This is a genomic window from Paraburkholderia sp. (assembly GCF_049581445.1).
In the GTDB taxonomy this organism is placed as follows: domain Bacteria; phylum Pseudomonadota; class Gammaproteobacteria; order Burkholderiales; family Burkholderiaceae; genus Paraburkholderia.
Genome location: NZ_JBAURZ010000348.1, coordinates 1 through 18,751, shown reverse-complemented (window position 1 = coordinate 18,751; position 18,751 = coordinate 1). Strand labels below are relative to the sequence as shown.

Genomic DNA, 18,751 nt, shown 5'->3' with positions numbered 1-18,751 from the left:
CCGCATCGCGGCACCGGGTGCGCAGATCGCGCTGCCGGAAGTGAAGCTCGGCATTCTGCCGGGGGCGGGCGGCACGCAGCGTCTGCCGCGCGCCATCGGCCTCGAAGCGGCACTCAACATGATTGTCTCGGGCGCACCCGTGATGTCGGAGAAGCTCGCCGGTTCGGGCCTCTTCGATGAGATCGTCGAAGGCAATCTGGCTGAAGGCGCGCTCGCGTTTGCGCGTAAGGTCGGGGCACAGGCGGGACCGCACCCGAAGGTGCGTGATCGCAAGATCGAACATCCGAACGCGGAAGGCTTCATTCAGTACGCGCGCAATAATGTCGCGGCGATCGCGAAGAACTTCCCGGCCCCGCTCAAGTGCATCGACGCGGTGGAAGCTGGTGTGAAAAACGGCTTCGTCAAGGGTCTCGCGTTTGAACGCGAATGCTTCGTCGCGCTGGTGCAGACGCCGGAAAGTCATGCGTTGCGTCATGCATTCTTCGGCGAGCGTGCTGCTAGCAAGATTCCGGATGTGCCGTCGGACACGCCGGTTCGTGAGATCAAGCAGGTCGCCGTGATTGGCGCGGGCACGATGGGCGGCGGCATCGCGATGAACTTCATCAACGCGGGCTTGCCGGTGACGTTGCTGGAAACGAAACAGGAAGCCCTCGATCGCGGTATCGCGACAATCCGCAAGAACTATGAAGCGACGGTCAAGAAGGGCAAGCTCAAGCCTGAGGCGCTCGAACAGCGCATGGCGCTGATCACCCCGACGCTGTCTTACGACGATCTGAAAACGGCTGATCTGATTGTCGAAGCCGTGTTCGAAGAACTCGGCGTCAAGGAGCAGGTGTTCAAGCAACTGGATGAAGTTGCGAAACCGGGCGCGATCCTCGCCTCAAACACCTCCACGCTGGATGTCGACAAGATCGCGGCATTCACGAAGCGTCCGCAGGACGTGGTCGGTATGCACTTTTTCAGCCCGGCCAACGTGATGAAGCTGCTCGAAGTGGTGCGCGGCAACGCCACCGCCAAGGACGTGCTCGCCACCGTCATGCAACTGGCGAAGAAGATCAAGAAGACCGCGGTGGTCTCGGGCGTGTGCGACGGCTTTATCGGCAACCGGATGATCGAGCAGTACATCCGTCAGGCGCTCTTCATGCTTGAAGAAGGCGCGTTGCCGGCACAGGTCGACAAGGCGATCGAGAAGTTCGGCTTCGCGATGGGCCCGTTCCGCATGAGCGATCTGGCGGGCAACGATATCGGCTGGGCGATCCGCAAGCGCCGCTATCTCGAACATCCGGATATGCATTACTCGAAGATCGCCGACCGTCTGTGTGAGACCGGGCGCTTCGGGCAGAAGACGGGCGGCGGCTGGTACGACTACAAGGCGGGCGACCGCACGGCGTATCCATCGAAGCTGGTGGACGACATGATCGTCGGGTTTTCGCAGGAAACCGGCGCGCAGCGTCGCAAGATCAGCGACGAGGAAATCGTCGAGCGTCTGGTGTTCGCGCTCGCCAATGAAGGCGCGAAGATTCTCGAAGAGGGCATCGCGTCGAAAGCGTCGGATATCGACATGGTGTATCTGACTGGCTACGGCTTCCCGCTGTGGCGCGGCGGCCCAATGCTGTATGCAGACACGGTGGGCCTCTACAACGTCGAGCGGGCGATTCGCGGTTATGCCGCGCGGCCGAACGGCGATGCGTGGAAACTGGCGCCGAGCATTACCCAACGCGCGAGCGAGGGCCGTGGGTTTAACGGCTAGGTGTGCGGCTGGAGCGGACCGCGAACGGACAGGACAGTTCGCGGATGGCTTGCAGTCGGACGTCAAACGGGACCTCGAATAGTCCTTAGCCAGATCTCAAGCGGAACGCGGCGAAATGAACAAAATGAGCGAGATGGCGCAATGAAAAACGCCGACGAAGTACTGCTCGTAGTCGACGTGCAAAACGACTTCATGCCAGGCGGCGCGTTGGCCGTCGCGCATGGCGATGAAGTCGTGCCCGTGATCAACCGTCTTGCGCGCGGCTTTGGTCATGTGGTTCTGACGCAAGACTGGCATCCGGCCTCGCACATTTCGTTTGCCGCCAATCACGCGGGACGTCAGCCGTTCGAGATGCTCACGCTGCCTTATGGCGAACAGGTGCTGTGGCCGACCCATTGCGTGCAGAACACGCCGGGGGCGGCTTTGCACGCGGATCTGGACATACCGCACGCGCGTGCCGTGATCCGTAAAGGACATCACGTGGGCGTCGACAGTTATTCGGCGTTTCTCGAAGCCGATCGCAAGACGCCGACTGGACTCGCGGGCTATCTGCGCGAAACCGGTGTGCGCCGCGTGTGGTGTTGCGGTCTCGCGACCGACTATTGCGTCGCCTGGTCTGCGCTCGACGCGCGGGCGGCAGGATTTGAAGTTGCACTGATCGAAGACGCGTCCCGCGCCATCGATCTCAACGGTTCGCTCGACGCCGCATGGCGCGATCTGCACGCAGCGGGTGTAAAGCGCGTGCAGATCGCGGACCTGACGGGCTGACCCAATCCCGGGCCTCGTCCAGACACCTGGCGCAGCGAACCTCATTCAACATTGGAAGCAGGAGACATGCATGACTGACGCCGTAATCGTATCGACCGCCCGCACGGGTCTTGCCAAATCGTGGCGCGGCGCATTCAACATGACGCATGGCGCAACGCTCGGTGGCCATGTGACCCAGGCTGCCGTCGAGCGCGCCAAGCTCGATCCGGCCCGCGTTGAAGACGTGATCATGGGCTGCGCAAATCCGGAAGGCGCGACGGGTGGCAATATCGCGCGGCAAATCGCGTTGCGCGGCGGCTTGCCGGTCAGCGTGCCGGGTATGACGGTCAACCGCTTTTGCTCGTCGGGGCTACAGACGATTGCGCTCGCCGCGCAGCGTGTGATTGCCGGTGAAGGCGACGTGTTCGTGGCGGGCGGGGTTGAGTCAATCTCGTGCGTGCAGAACGAGATGAACCGCCACATGATGGTCGAAGGCTGGCTCAACAAGAACAAGCCTGAGATCTACTGGTCGATGCTGCAGACCGCTGAAACCGTCGCCAAACGCTATTCGATTTCGAAAGAGCGCCAGGACGAATACGGTGTGCGCTCGCAACAACGGGCAGCGGCCGCGCAGGAAGCCGGCAAGTTCAACGATGAGATCGTGCCAATGACGGTGCTCGCCGGCGTCGCTGACAAGGCGAGCGGGCGTCTCTTCACGAAGGAAGTGACGATTGCCGCCGACGAAGGCATCCGCGCGGATACGACGCTCGAAGGCGTGTCGAAGATTCGGACCGCAATGCCCGGCGGTGTGATCACGGCGGGCAATGCGAGCCAGTTTTCGGACGGCGCGTCGGCGTGTGTCGTGATGAACGCGAAGGTGGCTGAGCGCGAAGGCTTGCAGCCGCTAGGCATTTTCCGCGGCTTTGCGGTGGCCGGCTGCGAGCCGGATGAGATGGGTATTGGTCCGGTGTTCGCGGTGCCGAAGCTGCTCAAGCAGGCTGGCTTAAAGGTCGGGGATATCGACCTGTGGGAGTTGAACGAGGCATTCGCCGTGCAGGTGCTGTATTGCGCGGACAAGCTTGGGATTCCGCATGACAAGCTCAACGTCAACGGCGGCGCAATTGCGGTTGGCCATCCGTATGGCGTGTCGGGCGCGCGTCTGACCGGACACGCGTTAATCGAAGGCAAGCGGCGTGGCGCGAAGCTGGTGGTGGTGACGATGTGTATAGGTGGCGGCCAGGGCGCGGCGGGGTTGTTCGAAGTGGTGTGACGCGCGGGCTGTTGCTGGACTTGTTGCTAGAGCGGGCGGGTGTGGTTGGAAGCGGTGTTAAAACCATGGCTTCCAGTCACACCCGCTTTTCTTTGAGGCCGCCGCCTTTAACTTCCTGCTGGCGTGTTTTCAGCAGCGGACACGGCGTGTGCGGTTCATTGGCCCATGATTTTTTCTGGCGCGTCGCCCTCAACTTCCTGGCGTAAGGTCCTCAGCGCACATTGCCTGTCCCGTTCATTGGCCTGCGAGTCCAAGCCCTGGAAGCGACAACGTACCCTGATCGATAAAGCGTGTTCCTCCCGTCAAGCCGCCGGCGAGCCGGCCGCGCAAGATATAGGGGAACTGGCCAATGGGCGCATCGCTGCCCGCGAGTGAAAAAGCCTGACGCAGCGCAGTAAATGCGGACACCGTGAGCGGCACGCTGACGAGCGTCTCGCCATAGCGCGGCACGCTGCCGTGCTGGTCGCTGACGCCGCTGGCGAACGACTTGCCGTTCACCTGAAGGTCGACGGAGACGCCGTCGAAGTCGAGCGCCGTGTCGTTCGGATTCTGGATTCGCAGCTTCATGTCAAAGCGCATCTCGAGGCCCTCGCTCGCGAGCGGTTCGATACCCGCTACGCTCACCCGCAGCGGATCGTGGCCGAATATTTCCGCGCAACTGCCTAACGTCAAGACGGCTAGCACCGTCACTGCCAGCAAACGGATCGGTCGTGCCGATCGGCGAGACAGCACACGAAAGAAGGACATGGCCTGCACCTCGAGTGAGACTGCGTTGCGCCGTATTGTACCGGGCCAGCCCTGGCTGGCGGTGTACGCGGCTGCACGTTCGCCGGTATTGGCGCCACGAGCCTATTGCACGCATGCTGCATTCTGCTGCGCGAACTCGCTGCAATGACGATGGTCCCATCTGCATCTCACGTGGCGCAGCGCTCAAGCCAAGGTGTGGACCACGAAGCGTAAACCCCAAGCGCAAATGTAACGGTTGCAGATGAGGCGAAAACGGATTTCAATGCCGTACAACGCTGCAAAACGCGCTGTGCAAGCTTTTCGCGCGGGCTTGTTCCTCACTCACTCTTCATAGGAAAGCGACGATGCATCGACGTCAATTCATTACCGGTACCAGCGTTCTACTGGCGGCGAGCGGACTTACGCTCGGGGGCTGCACCACCACACCGCTCGGCTCGGGTGAGACCGCCGAGGACAACGCGCAGCAGCGCAACACCATCAACGCCGGAATTGATTCGACGCTCACTCGTCTGCAGACCACAGTGCATGGTTCGCAAGAGATTCTTGGCAAGGCGCGCGGAGTGCTGGTGTTTCCGTCGGTATTTGCGGCGGGCTTCTGGTTCGGCGGGCAGTACGGGCAGGGCGGTCTGCGCGTCGACGGCCAGACTACCGGTTTTTACAGCACCGTGGCCGGGTCATTCGGGTTGCAAATAGGCGCGCAATCCAAGGCGATTATCTTCGCGTTCCTGACCCAGCCGGCGCTTGACAGCTTCCTGCAGAGCCAGGGCTGGGCAGCGGGTGCGGACGCCACCGTCGCACTCGCGAAGGTGGGCGCGAACGGCAATCTGGATACCTCGACCGCGATGAGCCCGGTGGTTGCTTTTGTGCTGACCAATGCCGGACTGATGGCCGGCATCTCGCTCGAAGGCACCAAGGTATCGAGGCTCCTGATCTGAGCACGTAAGGGCCTTCGTCGATGCGGTGGATAGGCTTGATGCGGCTGGTACGTCATCAGCCTATGTCCACAACCATCTTGCCGCGCGCGGTGCCGCCCGTCATGGCGTCGTAGGCGAGTCCGGCAGAAGCCAGGTCGAAGCGCCGCGGGTCGAGACGCGGCTGGAGTTTACCGGCCTCTGCAAGCCGCGTGGCTTCGCGCAGCATCTCACCGTGGTGAGCGCGATACTCGCCTGTGAGCAGCGGGTGCAGCGTGAACACGCCCGAATAGGTCGCCTCGCGAAACGACAGCGGTGCGAGAGTATGCGTGCCCCAGCCCAAGGCACTGACTACGTGGCCGAAGTGTTTCACCGCCGCGAACGAGGCATCGAGCGTGGTCCCACCTACGGTATCCGCCACCACGTCAAAACCGTTTCCTTGCGTGAGTGCCGCGACGTACTCCTCGACCGGTTGCGTCTTGTAGTCGATCGGTGTTGCGCCGAATCCGGCGACAATATCCTGGTCTCGCGAACTGGCTGTCGCAAACACCTTCGCGCCGAGCGCCACCGCCAGTTGCACGGACACATGTCCCACGCCTCCCGCGCCGCCCTGAACTAGCACCGTCTGGCCGGGGCTCACGTGCGCCCGGTCCACGATGCCGGCATACGACGTGATGAACGCGAGCGGCAGCGCGGCCGCTTCGCGCATCGAGAGATTGGCCGGTTTCAAAGCGAGCAGATCAGCGTCGACCGCGGCGTATTGTGCGAGCGAGCCTTGAATCCCGCCGACCCCGCCCGTCATGCCATACACCTCGTCGCCAACCTTGAATGCGCTCACGCCTGAGCCGAGCGCCACGACTACGCCGGCCATATCGATGCCAAGCACCAGCGGCAACGGATGCTTCGCGTGGGCAGCGGCGCCGGCGCGGATTTTGGTGTCGAGCGGATTGAGCCCGCTTGCTGCGATGCGCACCAGCACCTGACCTTGTGCAGGCTGCGGTACCGACAGTTCGGTGAGTTCGAGTGGGCCGTTGTAGCGGTTGAGAACGAGTGCCTGCATGGACATGATGTTTCCCTTCCGGTTGATTGCGCGATTCGACACGTCCATACTGAGTCATGCAAGAACGCATGTAAATCGACGTTATTGAATAGACGACAAACGAAAATGAATGAGATGGAACTGGAATGGAACGACGTCCGGATTTTTCTGGCGATTGCCCGCTGCGGCACACTGGGCGCGGCCGCGCGCCAGGTCGGACAGACCCAGCCGACCATGGGCCGGCGTCTACGCGCGCTGGAAGAGGCCGTAGGACATGAACTGTTCCAGCGAACCCGCGACGGCTTCGTGGCGACCGACGAGGGCGCGGCCATGCTCGCACACGCCGAACGGATGGAAGAGGAAGCGCTTGGGATCGCCCGCGCGCTGGCCGGCAAGGATGCGCAACTGACCGGATTGCTGCGCGTGTCGTCATCGGACTGGTTCGGCGTCCACGTGCTCACGCCGGTGTTTGCGCGGTTTCTTGCGCAGCATCGCGGCGTATCGGTGGAACTGGTGACGGACTCGCGCCGCTATAACCTCGCCCGGCGTGAAACGGACCTGGCGTTTCGCATCACGCCGTTTGAGGAGTCCGACGTGATCCAGCGCAAGCTGATGCACATGGATTACGCGCTCTATGGCCGGATGGACCTCATTGCGCCCGAGCCGGGCGACGGGGAGGGGTTCAACCTCATCAGCATGGACAGCGCGTTTGGCTCGCTGCCGGACGTGGAGTGGGTCAAGCGCATGCTGCCGAAGGCGCGGATCGCTTTTGGCAGCAACAATCGCGGCGCGCAGGCCCGCATGTGTGCCGAAGGCGGCGGCTTCGCGGTGCTGCCGTGCCCGCTTGGCGACACCACGCCCGAATTGCGTCGCATCGATCTGGGTGAAGCGCCCCCCGGGCGCGACGTCTGGCTCGGCTATCACCGCGACTTGCGCCGCGTCGCACGGCTGCGGGCGCTGCTCGATGTCACCATCGCCGCGCTGGCCAATATCTGACGCGGAATGGCTGGCCCCGGCAGCCCAAAATCTCATCAGTCGGAAACGTGCATAAAACAGTACCTTGCATAAAACAGTAGAGGCTGCTACATTTCAGCCATGTTCACCGCGGCTATTAGTGCGTCCGGTGACAGTGCATAGCACGGTACCTTGCAACGCACACTACAAACCGTGGAATTTGATGAAAACGCAGTTAAAAAAGGGAACGCTCGATATGTGTGTGCTGGCCGTCCTTGCCCGCGGGGACAGCTACGCCTACGAGCTGGTGTCGACGCTGGCGGAAACGATGGAAATCAGCGAAGGCACGATTTATCCGTTGATGCGCCGTTTGCAGGCCGAAGCGTGGGTCTCTACGTACCTGGTGGAATCGAGTTCAGGGCCGCCACGCAAGTACTACTCGCTGACCGGAACGGGTCGCCGCAGTCTGCTCGAGATGGAAGATGAGTGGCGCAGTTTCGTGGATGAGGTCAACGGTGTTCTGCAACAACCCGGCATAAAAATCGAAACAGGGGAAAACCCATGAAGCAGGACGTATTCATTGAGACGCTGCGGCAGGAACTGAGCAGTCTGCCCAAGCAGACGGTCGATGAAATCATTGCGGACTATCACGAGTACATCGGCGACGCGATGGCGGCCGGGCGCCGTGAGGAAGACGTGATTGCCGCGTTGGGCGACCCGGTCAAGCTGGCCCGCGAACTCAAGGCCCAGGCGAACTACCGGCAGTGGCAAGACCGCCGCTCGTTCGGCAACCTGATTCGCGTCATTGTGTCGATCTCCGGGCTGGGTCTGCTGAACGTGCTGTTGCTCATCCCGTTCATGTTGTACCTGGTGCTGCTCACAGCAGCCTATGCGGTGTCGATCGGGCTCACCATCGCCGGGCTGGTCGGCGTGATCGCGTTCAGCAGTCACCATTTCTTCGGCAAGACCGCCCGCGACGCGCTGCCGTTCAGCTTCAGTAGCAGCAGCGAGCATGCGAAGAACGAACCGGCCGCCGGCGCCAGCGGCGCATCGGCTTCGCAAGCTGCGGACGACGATAACGACAACGACGATAGCGACGAGGCCCCCGGCAACCTGAAGGACCTGAAAATTGTCGGTAACCGTTTCGTCTTCGATCTGCAGGATGGCAGCAAGCTTTCGCTGGTGACGCATGCCGGTGCGATCGAGCTGCGCAAGTCCGATGACGGCAAGCTCAAATTCGAAAGCAGTTCCGAAGAAGCGCGTCACATGCTGACGAAAAACAGCGACGGGACATGGAGCATCGCCCGCGACGACGTGGTGGCCCTCGATCTGAAGGATGGCGACGACAACCGGGTCTCGGTGGCGCGTTCGGGCAAGGACGGCAAGTCGATGGTATGGGACGTATCCAGCGACGAGGGCGACAACGTCAAGGTCGAACAGGACGAGCAGGGGCAGTCCAAACACGTGACGGTGCATAGCGGCTCGGACTCGGTGGAAATCGGCGGCGGCAAGGTTGATATCGACGACGGTCACGACGTCATCCGCGTGCACGCATCGCCGGGCGAATACACCTACGCCATCGTGATGTTCCCCATTGGCGTGATCGGCCTGCTGTTGTGCATCTGGCTGACACGCGTGACGTGGCGCGCGGTCTCGCGCTACGTGAAGCGGCAATTCGACGTCATCTCGGCCAGTCTTGACCGCGAGCAGACGCCCTGAAGAGACACATCTGAAGCAATGGACAACTGGTAGTAACAACACTCACTTTTCGCTTTGACCAAGGACATCGTCATGAACACCGAATATCTGCGGCAAGTCTCGAAGGGAACCCGCGTGCATCATGTGCCGGCACTGCCGTTTTCCGGTGGAAGAGAAGTCAATCCGCTGCATATCGTCGAATGGCTCGTAAGTGGCTGCCGCGCGGCCGGCCAGCAGCCGGTGCTGTGGCTGGGCGTGCTGCTCATCTGCGCCGATTTCGCGACGCTGCTGGGCATGCTGCCCTTGCTGCGTCCGCTGGCGGTGTTGCTGGCGCCTCTGGCGGTCGGCGCGTTGATGGTTGCGCAGGACGCCGCGCGCAGGGATGAACCGGTGACGATGCGTGAGATGTTCGCCGCGCTGGCACGTCGCAGCAATGCGCTGTGCGTGATCGGACTGTATGGCGCCGCGATCGTCGCAGTCGGGTATGTGGTCCTGCTGGCGACGTTCCATGTTTCGTTGCAGTCCACGGTTACGGCGAGCGGGCAGCACTTAGTCTCGATCGTCTACGGCGGCGAGCATGGCGTGCGCGGCGTACTCGAATCGCTGCTGGGTGCAGGGATCTTCGCGGTTGCAACCGCGTCGACCTGCTTTGCCCCGGCGCTCGTGATGCTGCACGACTTGACGCCGCATGATGCGATGCTGGAGAGCCTGAGCGGCGCGGCGCGCAACTGGCCGGCTACGCTGGTCTACTTCGTCATCATCGCGGCGGTCGTTCTGCTCGCACCGATGGTGCCGCTCGCGCTGCGCGCACTGGTGCTCACGCCGGTGCTGACCGCGGTGCCGCTGCTGTCGATCTACGGCGCGTATCGTGATGTGTTTGTGGGTCGTTGAACTGGATGCGGTTGGTGGCTGCAAGCGCAAGTCTGCAGTGGCGCGCTGGGCGCAAGCCGGGTAGCGCGGCCCGCGAGAACGCAGTCGCCGCTTTGGCCGCAGGGTTGGTGGGTTTATGATCATGGCTGCGCCGGCACGTGAACGTGTTGCGCTGCCATCGGGCAGGCGATATCTGCTAGCCGCGCGGCAAAGGCGGCGGCCATCCGGTATCGTAACGACTCGCACAACCCAACGAAGGTGAATACTGTGATTCGACACATTGTCATGTGGAAGTTAAAGGAAACGGCAGAAGGCGCGAGCCGTGCGGAAAATGCCGCAAAGCTGAAAGAAAAGCTCGAAGGCTGCCGCAACATCGTCCCTGGCATCTTGCACCTGGAAGTCGGTCTCGGGGGCGAAGGGCTTGATTCCAGCTATGACGTCGTGCTCGTCTCCGACTTCGCCGACAAGGCTGCGCTCGATGCCTACCAGGTTCATCCGACGCACGAAGCGCTGAAAGCCTTCGTAGGTGCGGTTCGCGAAGCGCGTCAGAGCGTCGACTACTTCGTCTGACGCCACGCCAATGAGTGACTTGTTGAAAGGCGGAGGCGGCCAACCGGGGGGCGGCGATCACCAGGCCGACCATCCGGGCGACGTTCAACCCGGCGCCGCCCAATCCGGTCCGTCAAACACCGACCCCACCGCCGCCTCCAACGCGCTGCCTGTGCTCGAAAGTCCCTTCGTCGACAGCCTCGGCGTGCAACTCGTATCCGCGGCTGATGGCGCGAGCGAAGTAATCCTGCCGCTCGCTTCCAACCATATGAACACCTGGGCCGTCGCCCACGGCGGCGTGACCATGACGCTCGCCGATGTCGCGCTCGCGATGGCCGCGCGCAGCCTGGCGGGTAACGGCGTCGGCGTGGTCACGGTGGAGATGAAGGTGAACTTCATGCAACCCGGCCGCGGCGAATTGCGCGCCACCGCGCGCGTGCTGCACCGTTCCACGACGATGGCCTATTGCGAAGGCGAGATTCGCGACAGCGAGGGCCATTTCGTCGCGAAGGCGCTCGGCACCTTCAAGTACATGCGTCGTCTTGCCGTGGGCCGCGAGGTGACCCAACAACGCTTGCGCAGCGATCCGTCAGCTCAACCTGGTCCTAGCGACGGCTGAACGCGGTGGCGGGACGTGCAGCCATGCAGGTCCCGCGCCGGACCCCAACACAGATAAATCATTGGAGACGCTCGTCATGACCCAGATCAACCGTCAGATTGTGCTGGCTTCGCGTCCGCAAGGGCCGGTCTCGCCGGACAATTTCAGGCTCGTAGAAACACCCCTCGAACCGCTTGCCGACAGTCACTTTCGAGTGCGCAACCACTACCTGTCGCTCGATCCGTACATGCGCGGCCGGATGAACGACAGCAAGTCCTACGCTGCGCCGCAACCGCTGGATGAAGTGATGATTGGCGGCACGGTGGGCGAAGTGGTCGAGTCGAAGCATCCGAAGTTCGCAGTCGGCGACAAGGTCGTCGCGATGTTCGGCTGGCAGGAATTCGGTACCTCGGATGGCGCCGGCGTGCGCAAGGTGGACACTTCGCATGTGCCGCTTTCGGCGTACCTCGGCTCGGTCGGCATGCCGGGCGTCACGGCCTGGTACGGCCTGAACAAGATCATTGCACCCCAGTCCGGCCAGACCGTGGTCGTGAGCGCAGCGAGCGGCGCGGTGGGTAGCGTCGTTGGGCAACTGGCGAAGCTCGCGGGTGCTCGTGCCGTCGGAATTGCGGGTGGTGCCGACAAGTGCCGCTATGTCGTCGAGACGCTCGGCTTTGATGCCTGCGTTGACTACAAGGCAGGCAATCTCTATCAGGACCTGAAGGCGGTCACACCTGACGGCGTGGACGGCTACTTTGAGAATGTAGGCGGCGAGGTGCTCGACGTGACGCTCGCGCGGATGAACGCCTTTGGCCGGATCGCATTGTGCGGAATGATCGCCAGCTATGACGGACAACCTCTGCCGCTCAAGCATCCCGCGCTGATGCTCACACAACGTCTGCTGGTGCAGGGATTTATCGTCAGTGAACATCCTGAGGTATGGCCCGAGGCGCTGACGCAACTCGGTACGCTCGTCGCGCAAAAGAAGCTGCATTTCCGCGAGAGCGTGGCACAAGGGCTCGACCAGGCGCCCGAGGCGTTTATCGGTCTGCTCAAAGGCAAGAATTTCGGCAAGCAACTCGTCAAACTGATCTGACGCGTTAAGGCGCCAATTCAGCGCGAGCGGTCGCGCGTCGGTGCAACGGACCGTACGCGCCTCACGAATTGGCGCAATCTGAACAACAATTGATCAGCAACTGTTTTGCATGGAATCAGAGCGCCAATTCTGGTCAACATGCCAACTATGTATGGTCGACAGCGGAGACACCTGATGTTCCAGTTCGAAGGCAAAGTGGCGGTGATCACCGGCGCGGCGAGCGGCTTTGGTCGCGCGTTCGCAGACAAAGGCGCGGCGCTCGGCATGAAGCTGGTGCTGGCCGATGTCGATAGCGCCGCACTCGCGCAAACCGTAGAAGCACTGCGCGCATCCGGTGCCGACGCGGTCGGTGTACCCACCGACGTGTCCGACCCCACCCAGGTCGAAGCGCTCGCCCTCGCAGCACTTGATGCGTTCGGCAAGATCCATCTGTTGTTCAATAATGCGGGCGTGGGCTCGGGCGGCTTTCTGTGGGAAAGCAGCGCGAACGACTGGGCCTGGGTGTTCGGCGTCAACGTGATGGGCGTCGCGCATGGTGTGCGCGTTTTTGCGCCAATCATGCTGCGACAGAACGAACCTGCCCACATCGTCAATACGGCTTCGGTGGCGGGGCTACTATCGCCGTCGGCGATGGGTGTCTACAACGCATCGAAGCACGCGGTGGTGGCGCTCACCGAGACGCTTTATCACGATCTGCAAACTACCGGTGCGCCGGTGGGCTGCTCGCTGTTGTGTCCCGCGTTTGTGCCGACAGGGATTGCCGATGCCGAACGATCGCGGCCCGGCACCTTGCGCAACGACTCGGCGCCGACCCGCTCGCAACAGGCAGCGGGCAAGCAACTGCAGCGCGCCGTGCAGTCCGGCAAGCTGAGCGCGGCGGACGTGGCGCAACAGACCTTCGAGGCGATCGAAGCAGGGCGCTTCTACATCCTGACCCATCCGGCGATCATGCCGACGGTGCGCCTGCGGCACGAGGACATCGAGCAACAGCGCAATCCTACCGATCCGCTGTCGCTCAAGCCGGAGGTGAAGGGAGAGGGGGCTGGGGCTGCCAACCGTGAGGCCGGGGACGCGGTGAAGGGGTAATGAACCGGGAGAGCCTCATGCGTCGTGGCATCATACGGCGCTCATCCACCCGGGGCGCTGCTGCGCCGTCTACCGCGCCATGCCGCTGAATCCGAAGATCGAGCAGGTCCTCGAACTGATCGAGCGGGCCGACCGTCCGCCGTATCACACCATCACCGCGCAGAAAGCGCGTGCTTCGTACGAGCGCAGTGCGCCGATTCTCGACATTCCGTCCGCGCCGATGTTTGCCGTTGAAGATCTCGCTGTGCCCGTGCGTGACGGTTCGACCATTCGCGTGCGACTCTATCAGTCGGCTGAGCCGAGTTGGGCGGAACCGGTGCCGGCGCTCGTCTACTATCATGGCGGCGGCTTCACCGTTGGCAGCGTCAACACCCACGACGCGCTTTGCCGGATGTTTGCGCGTGACGCGGGATGCGCCGTGCTATCGGTCGACTACCGGCTCGCTCCGGAATTCAAATTTCCCACAGCCGTCAACGATGCATTCGATGCGCTGGACTGGCTGCATGCGAATGCTGCGCTCCACGGCGTCGACCCCGCGCGCATTGCCGTGGGCGGCGACAGTGCTGGCGGGACGTTGGCGACGGTCTGCGCCGTTCAGGCACGCGACGCAGGGCTGCCGAAGCTGGCCCTGCAACTGTTGATCTACCCGGGCACCAGCAGTCTTCAACAGACTGCCTCGCACGCGCGGCTCGCGGAAGGCTATCTGCTGTCTGCCGAAACGATCCAGTGGTTTTTCGATCAATACGTGCGCGATCCGGCTGATCGCCACGACTGGCGTTTCGCGCCGCTTGACGGTACGCGTGACGCGCCGGATTTTGGCGGCGTGGCGCCCGCCTGGATCGCGACTGCGGAATACGATCCGCTTGTTGACGAAGGCGCCGCCTATGCAGAGAAGCTGCGTGCGGCGGGCAATGAGGTCACGCTTGAGTGCTACGCGGGGATGATCCACGAATTCTTCAAGATGGGCGGATTTGTGCCGGACGTCGCCAAAGCACATGCGGATGCGGTTAGGGCATTACGCGACGCGTTTGGTCTGGAATGACGATATTGAACGCGAAGCTTCGCTCAAAATCCCCCGGCCGTACCACGCGATGCGAGCCATTGTCATCGCTGCGTTCGGCAACTGCCGCGCTGAGGTGCTCACCGTTGGCGTCGTTGGCTATCACTCTTAACGCGGTCGTGCCGCGCGTCCCATATTCCGGCGATTCGATGAACGCCGCCGACAGCACCCGTTCGCGTTCGAGAGGAATCCCGGTGGACGGCAATTCGTCATCGCGGGCGAGGCGGGGATCGCGCATCAACTCGATCAGGCTTTCGAGCGGCGCGAGGGGATCGCGGGCGAGCAATTTACCTAGCTCGGCACGCTTGCGCGTGAGCTTGGGCCACGCGGTATCGAGCACGGCGTTAGAGATGCCATGCGTGCCGGCCGCGAGCAGCATCGGCGCAGCCGACGAGCGGTTGCAATACCAGGCGAGTTCACGCCGCGTCCAGTCACCGATCAGCAGGTTAAAGCCGTTGTAGATGGCTCCGTCCTGCGCAACACGTTGCAGGTAGTCAAGCGGCGTGAGTTGAGCCGATGGTTCGCCACTCAGCCAGTTGCTCACCAGCGTGCCGCGCGTCGGCGCGTCGGGGCGCATTTCATGCGGTGCGCGGTAATTGGTCAGCGCCGCGAAGCGGCCGTCGCGTGTTATCCCAAGCCATGTGCCGCCGCCCACCAGATCCCGCCCGGCCAGCAGACCCGGCGCCTCGGACCACCAGTGCATCGGCTCGGCGGTGCGGCGAAAAAACTCGTCGCGATTGGCGGCAAGCGTAAAGAGCGGCGCGTCGACCGCGTCTGGCCGCCAGTCGAAAACGATCAGGCACATCGGGGAAGTCTCCCGAGGGATTGGGGATGAGCGGGGCGTCGCACTGCGCCCCTCAATCAGAGCTCAGTCGGCAACGCGTAGGGTAGCGGCAGGAATTTAAGCGCCGGGCCATCGGCTGCGCCCAAATGAACGGAGCCCGTCTCCAGCGCCGCGAGTTTGACCTCAACCAGCACGTCCACACCGCCATCCGGGGCCGATGCCGCGTTGACCACCATTCCGCACGGCTGGCCGGGGTCGTCACGGTGAAACAGTTCCGCACCGGGCCGCACCGTGTCCAGTTCACCCGCGATGTTGGCAAGCGACGTGCGCCGCTTGATCGTGCCGCGATACTGGCTGCGCGCGACGACTTCCTGACCCGGATAGCAGCCCTTGCGGAAATTCACGCCGCCCAGCACGTCGAAGTTGACCATCTGCGGGACGAACTGCTCGACCACTGGCTGCGTGATGCGCGGTTCGCCCGCGCGAATATCGAGCCAATCCCACACTGCCGCCGAGACGCGCGTGAGCTTGCCGTCGAGTTCCGGCAAGCGCGCCTCGACCTCGGCTTTCGGGCCGACCCACAGGTAGCGCAGCTTGCCGAGCGCGTCCGGCACACGGATCAGCGAGCCAGCCGGGCCGTCGACCTTCACGTGCACGCCATCCGGCAGCGCGTCGAACACGCCTGAGAGCGCCTTGCGCACATCGCCTGCCAGACCCACCATCGCGAGTTCGCCGCTTGCGTCAGTGAGCTTTGCCTTGGCGCGCAGCACGAACATCGACAGACGCTTTTGCACGGCGGCCTGCACATCTTTGGACACGAGCAGGCGAATCGTCTCGCCGCAGCGCCAGCTGAGAAACGACGCCAGCAGCCTCCCTTTGGCCGAGCAGTAGCCGGCCAGACGGGCGTTGGCCGCATCCAGATGCTGGGTGTCGTTGGTGAGCTGGCCATGCAGGAAGCTGGCCGCGTCGTCGCCATTGGCGTCGATCACGCCGAACTGCGTGAGCACCATATAGGCGCCATGCCCGCTGACAGCGTCGAATTCCTCGTGCGCGGGACGCGCCAGCAGGGGGAGCGTAGTCGGCGCGGCAGCAGCAGCGGCGCCTGAAGCGGGAGCGAGCGGTGCATTCATGGATTCACAGAGCAGTCAATTCTGACTTTAGCTAAGGCAAACAAGTATTATATGGGCTTCAACCCACCCACGTTCCGCATGTCCCTTCTGAAGAAATGTCTCATTGCCGGCATCGTCACGGTGGCGCTGGCCGTAATAGCTATTGCCGGTGGATATCACTGGGCCCATTCCCCGATCACGCTGACCCCTGCGCAACTCGACGTCACGGTCAAACCTCATAGCAGCCTGCGCAGCGTCACCATGCAGTTAAATCGCGGTGGAGTGCCGGTGGAACCTGAACTGTTCGTCATCATGACGCGCCTGCTGGGGCTGCAAAGCGAGCTCAAATCGGGCAACTACGAGTTCAAGAGCGGCGTGACGCCGTACGAGGTTCTGCAGAAAATCGCCCGCGGCGATGTGAACGAGTACGTGGCGACGATCATCGAAGGCTGGACCTTCAAGCGCATGCGCGCCGAACTGGATGCGAATCCCGCGCTGACCCACGATACGGCCGGCATGAGCGACGCCGACCTGCTGAAGGCCATCGGTGCGCCGGAAGCGTCGATTGGCGACGGCGAAGGGCTGTTTTTCCCGGACACCTATCTGTTCGACAAGAACACCAGCGACCTCGACGTGTACCGTCGCGCCTATCATCTGATGAGGTTGCGTCTGGACGAGGCGTGGCTGGCCCGTGCGCCGGGTTTGCCGTACAAGACCCCTTATGACGCGCTGACCATGGCGTCGATCATTGAGAAGGAAACCGGCAAGGCGTCGGACCGGCCCATGGTCGCTGCTGTGTTCGCGAACCGCTTGCGCGTGGGGATGCCGCTGCAAACCGACCCCACGGTGATCTACGGCATGGGCGACGATTACACCGGGCACCTGCGCAAGCGCGACCTGCAGACGGACACTCCTTACAATACCTACACGCGGATGGGCTTGCCGCCAACACCCATTTCGTTGCCGGGCGTGGCGTCGCTGCAGGCGGCACTCAATCCGGCACAAAGCACCGCGTTGTACTTCGTGTCGCGCGGCGACGGCAGCAGCATTTTTTCTGACACACTCGGCGATCACAACAAGGCCGTCGACAAATACATCCGAGGACAATGATGGCGCGGGGCAAATTCATCACGTTCGAAGGCATCGATGGCGCGGGCAAGACCACCCATCTCGCGTGGTTTCGCGAGCGCCTGGAAGCACATATCGCGTCGAGCGGGCGGTCGGTGGTCATGACACGCGAACCGGGCGGCACAAGCCTGGGCGAGTCGCTGCGCGACATCCTGCTGCATCAGAAAATGGACCTCGAAACCGAGGCGCTGCTGATGTTCGCCGCCCGTCGGGAACATCTGGCGGAGGTAATCGAGCCGGCGCTTGCGCGCGGCGACTGGGTGCTCTCGGACCGTTTCACCGACGCGACCTTTGCCTACCAGGGCGGCGGCCGCGGTTTGCCGCGCGACAAGCTCGAAGCACTCGAACGCTGGGTGCAGGGCGGCTTCCAGCCTGACCTGACGCTGCTGTTCGATCTGGCGCCCGGCACGGCCAGCGAACGGCGCAGCGCAACGCGCGAACCGGACCGGTTCGAAAGCGAATCGGATGCGTTTTTCACCCGCACGCGGGCCGAATATCTTCGTCGTGCAGAGGAAGCCCCGTACCGGTTCGCTATCATTGACTCTTCGCAGAGCATTCCTGAAATTCAGAAAAGACTTGAAGATATCGTCTCAACGCTTTGATTTTAAAAAAATATAAGTCTGGCTCATAACTATCAGTCAAGCACGCCTGCAGCGTAAAAATCAGGCAGAAAATGCTTGAAATATCGACCCCAGCAGATTGAATTAAAAGAGAAAAAATGATTTATCCGTGGCAAGCCGATGACTGGAACCGCCTTCAACAGCTGCGCGAGCACTGGCCGCACGCGCTGTTGCTCCATGGGCAGGCGGGCATCGGTAAGCTGCGTTTCGCGCAGCATCTGGCGCAAGGTTTGTTGTGCGAGGCCCAGCTTGCCAACGGCGAGCCGTGCGGCGCTTGTGCGGCCTGCAACTGGTTCACGCAAGGCAATCATCCGGACTACCGGATCGTGGTGCCCGAGGCGCTCGCTGCCGAAGCGGGCCTGATTGCTGCCACGGACGACAAGGCCGACAAAGGCGATGCCGACGAAGGCAAAAAGACCCGGGCTCCCAGCAAGGAAATCAAGATCGAACAGGTGCGGGGACTGCTGGATTTCTGCGGCGTCGGTTCGCACCGGGGCGGCGCAAGAGTCGTCGTGCTGGCGCCTGCCGAGGCGCTCAATGTCGCGGCGGCTAACGCATTGCTGAAAACGCTTGAGGAACCGCCCGCGGGCGTGGTGTTCCTGATGGTCTCGGCGCGTATCGACCGTCTGCTGCCAACTATCATCAGCCGTTGCCGCCAGTGGCCGATGACAGCGCCGCCGGTAGACGTCGCTACCCAATGGCTTGCCGCGCAGGGTGTGGCCGACGCACCAGCGC

Annotated in this window: 20 protein-coding genes; 16 read left to right on the top strand and 4 right to left on the bottom strand. The window is 62.6% G+C overall.

Features of this window, described 5'->3' with window-relative positions; all coding sequences use genetic code 11:
* From WCA85_RS29490 to WCA85_RS29480, 3 genes are all read left to right on the top strand, one after another.
* Positions 1–1,750 (top strand): 3-hydroxyacyl-CoA dehydrogenase NAD-binding domain-containing protein (locus tag WCA85_RS29490; protein WP_424068405.1); only part of this gene is annotated, 1,750 nt, incomplete at its 5' end.
* A gap of 141 nt (positions 1,751–1,891) precedes the next feature.
* On the top strand, positions 1,892–2,518 hold the full coding sequence (gene pncA, locus WCA85_RS29485; protein ID WP_424068404.1) for a bifunctional nicotinamidase/pyrazinamidase: 627 nt from the start codon (positions 1,892–1,894) through the stop codon (positions 2,516–2,518).
* 70 nt (positions 2,519–2,588) lie between these two features.
* Positions 2,589–3,767 carry an acetyl-CoA C-acyltransferase gene (locus tag WCA85_RS29480; RefSeq protein ID WP_424068403.1) on the top strand — a complete coding sequence of 393 codons (1,179 nt, stop codon included), beginning with the start codon at positions 2,589–2,591 and terminating at the stop codon, positions 3,765–3,767.
* Positions 3,768–4,001: 234 nt separating this feature from the next.
* Here WCA85_RS29480 and WCA85_RS29475 read toward each other — a convergent pair whose 3' ends face one another.
* Complete coding sequence (locus WCA85_RS29475; RefSeq protein ID WP_424068402.1) at positions 4,002–4,514, bottom strand: LEA type 2 family protein; 513 nt, start codon at positions 4,512–4,514, stop codon at positions 4,002–4,004.
* 344 nt (positions 4,515–4,858) lie between these two features.
* On the opposite strand from WCA85_RS29475, the gene WCA85_RS29470 reads away from it, so the two are divergent.
* A complete protein-coding gene (locus WCA85_RS29470) occupies positions 4,859–5,449 on the top strand; it encodes a BPSL1445 family SYLF domain-containing lipoprotein (protein ID WP_424068401.1) in 591 nt (196 codons plus the stop codon).
* A 55-nt stretch (positions 5,450–5,504) separates the two neighbouring features.
* Here WCA85_RS29470 and WCA85_RS29465 read toward each other — a convergent pair whose 3' ends face one another.
* Positions 5,505–6,491, bottom strand: coding sequence for a zinc-dependent alcohol dehydrogenase family protein (locus tag WCA85_RS29465; protein WP_424068400.1), 987 nt, complete (start codon positions 6,489–6,491; stop codon positions 5,505–5,507).
* Positions 6,492–6,590: 99 nt separating this feature from the next.
* On the opposite strand from WCA85_RS29465, the gene WCA85_RS29460 reads away from it, so the two are divergent.
* The 9 genes from WCA85_RS29460 to WCA85_RS29420 all read left to right on the top strand — a co-directional run bounded on the left by WCA85_RS29460 (position 6,591) and on the right by WCA85_RS29420 (position 14,357).
* Entirely contained in the window at positions 6,591–7,460 is an 870-nt protein-coding gene (locus WCA85_RS29460) for a LysR family transcriptional regulator (RefSeq protein WP_424068399.1), read from the top strand.
* Positions 7,461–7,641: 181 nt separating this feature from the next.
* The gene (locus WCA85_RS29455) at positions 7,642–7,983 is read left to right on the top strand and encodes a PadR family transcriptional regulator (protein ID WP_424068398.1); all 342 of its coding nucleotides are present in this window, start codon (positions 7,642–7,644) and stop codon (positions 7,981–7,983) included.
* Positions 7,980–9,137, top strand: coding sequence for a DUF1700 domain-containing protein (locus tag WCA85_RS29450; RefSeq protein WP_424068397.1), 1,158 nt, complete (start codon positions 7,980–7,982; stop codon positions 9,135–9,137). The genes WCA85_RS29455 and WCA85_RS29450 overlap by 4 nt, the downstream gene beginning before the upstream one ends.
* A gap of 72 nt (positions 9,138–9,209) precedes the next feature.
* A complete protein-coding gene (locus tag WCA85_RS29445; RefSeq protein WP_424068396.1) occupies positions 9,210–10,007 on the top strand; it encodes a BPSS1780 family membrane protein in 798 nt (265 codons plus the stop codon).
* Positions 10,008–10,253: 246 nt separating this feature from the next.
* Complete coding sequence (locus WCA85_RS29440; RefSeq protein ID WP_424068395.1) at positions 10,254–10,556, top strand: Dabb family protein; 303 nt, start codon at positions 10,254–10,256, stop codon at positions 10,554–10,556.
* 10 nt (positions 10,557–10,566) lie between these two features.
* Positions 10,567–11,154, top strand: a complete 588-nt coding sequence (locus WCA85_RS29435; protein ID WP_424068394.1) for a PaaI family thioesterase — start codon at positions 10,567–10,569, stop codon at positions 11,152–11,154.
* A gap of 76 nt (positions 11,155–11,230) precedes the next feature.
* On the top strand, positions 11,231–12,229 hold the full coding sequence (locus WCA85_RS29430; RefSeq protein WP_424068393.1) for an NADP-dependent oxidoreductase: 999 nt from the start codon (positions 11,231–11,233) through the stop codon (positions 12,227–12,229).
* Positions 12,230–12,403: 174 nt separating this feature from the next.
* Positions 12,404–13,315 carry an SDR family oxidoreductase gene (locus WCA85_RS29425; protein ID WP_424068392.1) on the top strand — a complete coding sequence of 304 codons (912 nt, stop codon included), beginning with the start codon at positions 12,404–12,406 and terminating at the stop codon, positions 13,313–13,315.
* Between the two features lie 79 nt (positions 13,316–13,394).
* Positions 13,395–14,357, top strand: coding sequence for an alpha/beta hydrolase (locus WCA85_RS29420; RefSeq protein ID WP_424068391.1), 963 nt, complete (start codon positions 13,395–13,397; stop codon positions 14,355–14,357).
* Here WCA85_RS29420 and WCA85_RS29415 read toward each other — a convergent pair.
* Positions 14,323–15,180, bottom strand: coding sequence for an NRDE family protein (locus tag WCA85_RS29415; protein WP_424068390.1), 858 nt, complete (start codon positions 15,178–15,180; stop codon positions 14,323–14,325). The two genes, WCA85_RS29420 and WCA85_RS29415, sit on opposite strands and share 35 nt — an antisense overlap.
* 56 nt (positions 15,181–15,236) lie before the next feature.
* On the bottom strand, positions 15,237–16,289 hold the full coding sequence (locus WCA85_RS29410) for a YgfZ/GcvT domain-containing protein (protein WP_424068389.1): 1,053 nt from the start codon (positions 16,287–16,289) through the stop codon (positions 15,237–15,239).
* A 78-nt stretch (positions 16,290–16,367) separates the two neighbouring features.
* Between WCA85_RS29410 and mltG the strand changes: the two genes are divergently transcribed.
* The 3 genes from mltG to holB form a co-directional block, all read left to right on the top strand.
* Complete coding sequence (mltG, locus tag WCA85_RS29405) at positions 16,368–17,378, top strand: endolytic transglycosylase MltG (RefSeq protein ID WP_424068388.1); 1,011 nt, start codon at positions 16,368–16,370, stop codon at positions 17,376–17,378.
* Positions 17,378–17,998: a dTMP kinase gene (gene tmk / locus WCA85_RS29400; RefSeq protein ID WP_424068387.1), complete on the top strand. Its 621-nt coding sequence runs from the start codon at positions 17,378–17,380 to the stop codon at positions 17,996–17,998. Before mltG ends, tmk begins: the two co-directional genes overlap by 1 nt.
* 116 nt (positions 17,999–18,114) lie before the next feature.
* Positions 18,115–18,751: DNA polymerase III subunit delta' (gene holB, locus WCA85_RS29395; RefSeq protein WP_424068386.1), on the top strand; the 637-nt coding region annotated here is incomplete at its 3' end.

Bases quoted from the DNA above. Each gene is read 5' to 3' on its own strand.
- pncA (WP_424068404.1), top strand. From the start codon at position 1,892: ATGAAAAACGCCGACGAAGTACTGCTCGTAGTCGACGTGCAAAACGAC.
- WCA85_RS29480 (WP_424068403.1), top strand. From the start codon at position 2,589: ATGACTGACGCCGTAATCGTATCGACCGCCCGCACGGGTCTTGCCAAA.
- WCA85_RS29475 (WP_424068402.1), bottom strand. From the start codon at position 4,514: ATGTCCTTCTTTCGTGTGCTGTCTCGCCGATCGGCACGACCGATCCGT.
- WCA85_RS29470 (WP_424068401.1), top strand. From the start codon at position 4,859: ATGCATCGACGTCAATTCATTACCGGTACCAGCGTTCTACTGGCGGCG.
- WCA85_RS29465 (WP_424068400.1), bottom strand. From the start codon at position 6,491: ATGTCCATGCAGGCACTCGTTCTCAACCGCTACAACGGCCCACTCGAA.
- WCA85_RS29460 (WP_424068399.1), top strand. From the start codon at position 6,591: ATGAATGAGATGGAACTGGAATGGAACGACGTCCGGATTTTTCTGGCG.
- WCA85_RS29455 (WP_424068398.1), top strand. From the start codon at position 7,642: ATGAAAACGCAGTTAAAAAAGGGAACGCTCGATATGTGTGTGCTGGCC.
- WCA85_RS29450 (WP_424068397.1), top strand. From the start codon at position 7,980: ATGAAGCAGGACGTATTCATTGAGACGCTGCGGCAGGAACTGAGCAGT.
- WCA85_RS29445 (WP_424068396.1), top strand. From the start codon at position 9,210: ATGAACACCGAATATCTGCGGCAAGTCTCGAAGGGAACCCGCGTGCAT.
- WCA85_RS29435 (WP_424068394.1), top strand. From the start codon at position 10,567: ATGAGTGACTTGTTGAAAGGCGGAGGCGGCCAACCGGGGGGCGGCGAT.
- WCA85_RS29430 (WP_424068393.1), top strand. From the start codon at position 11,231: ATGACCCAGATCAACCGTCAGATTGTGCTGGCTTCGCGTCCGCAAGGG.
- WCA85_RS29425 (WP_424068392.1), top strand. From the start codon at position 12,404: ATGTTCCAGTTCGAAGGCAAAGTGGCGGTGATCACCGGCGCGGCGAGC.
- WCA85_RS29420 (WP_424068391.1), top strand. From the start codon at position 13,395: ATGCCGCTGAATCCGAAGATCGAGCAGGTCCTCGAACTGATCGAGCGG.
- WCA85_RS29415 (WP_424068390.1), bottom strand. From the start codon at position 15,180: ATGTGCCTGATCGTTTTCGACTGGCGGCCAGACGCGGTCGACGCGCCG.
- WCA85_RS29410 (WP_424068389.1), bottom strand. From the start codon at position 16,289: ATGAATGCACCGCTCGCTCCCGCTTCAGGCGCCGCTGCTGCTGCCGCG.
- mltG (WP_424068388.1), top strand. From the start codon at position 16,368: ATGTCCCTTCTGAAGAAATGTCTCATTGCCGGCATCGTCACGGTGGCG.
- tmk (WP_424068387.1), top strand. From the start codon at position 17,378: ATGGCGCGGGGCAAATTCATCACGTTCGAAGGCATCGATGGCGCGGGC.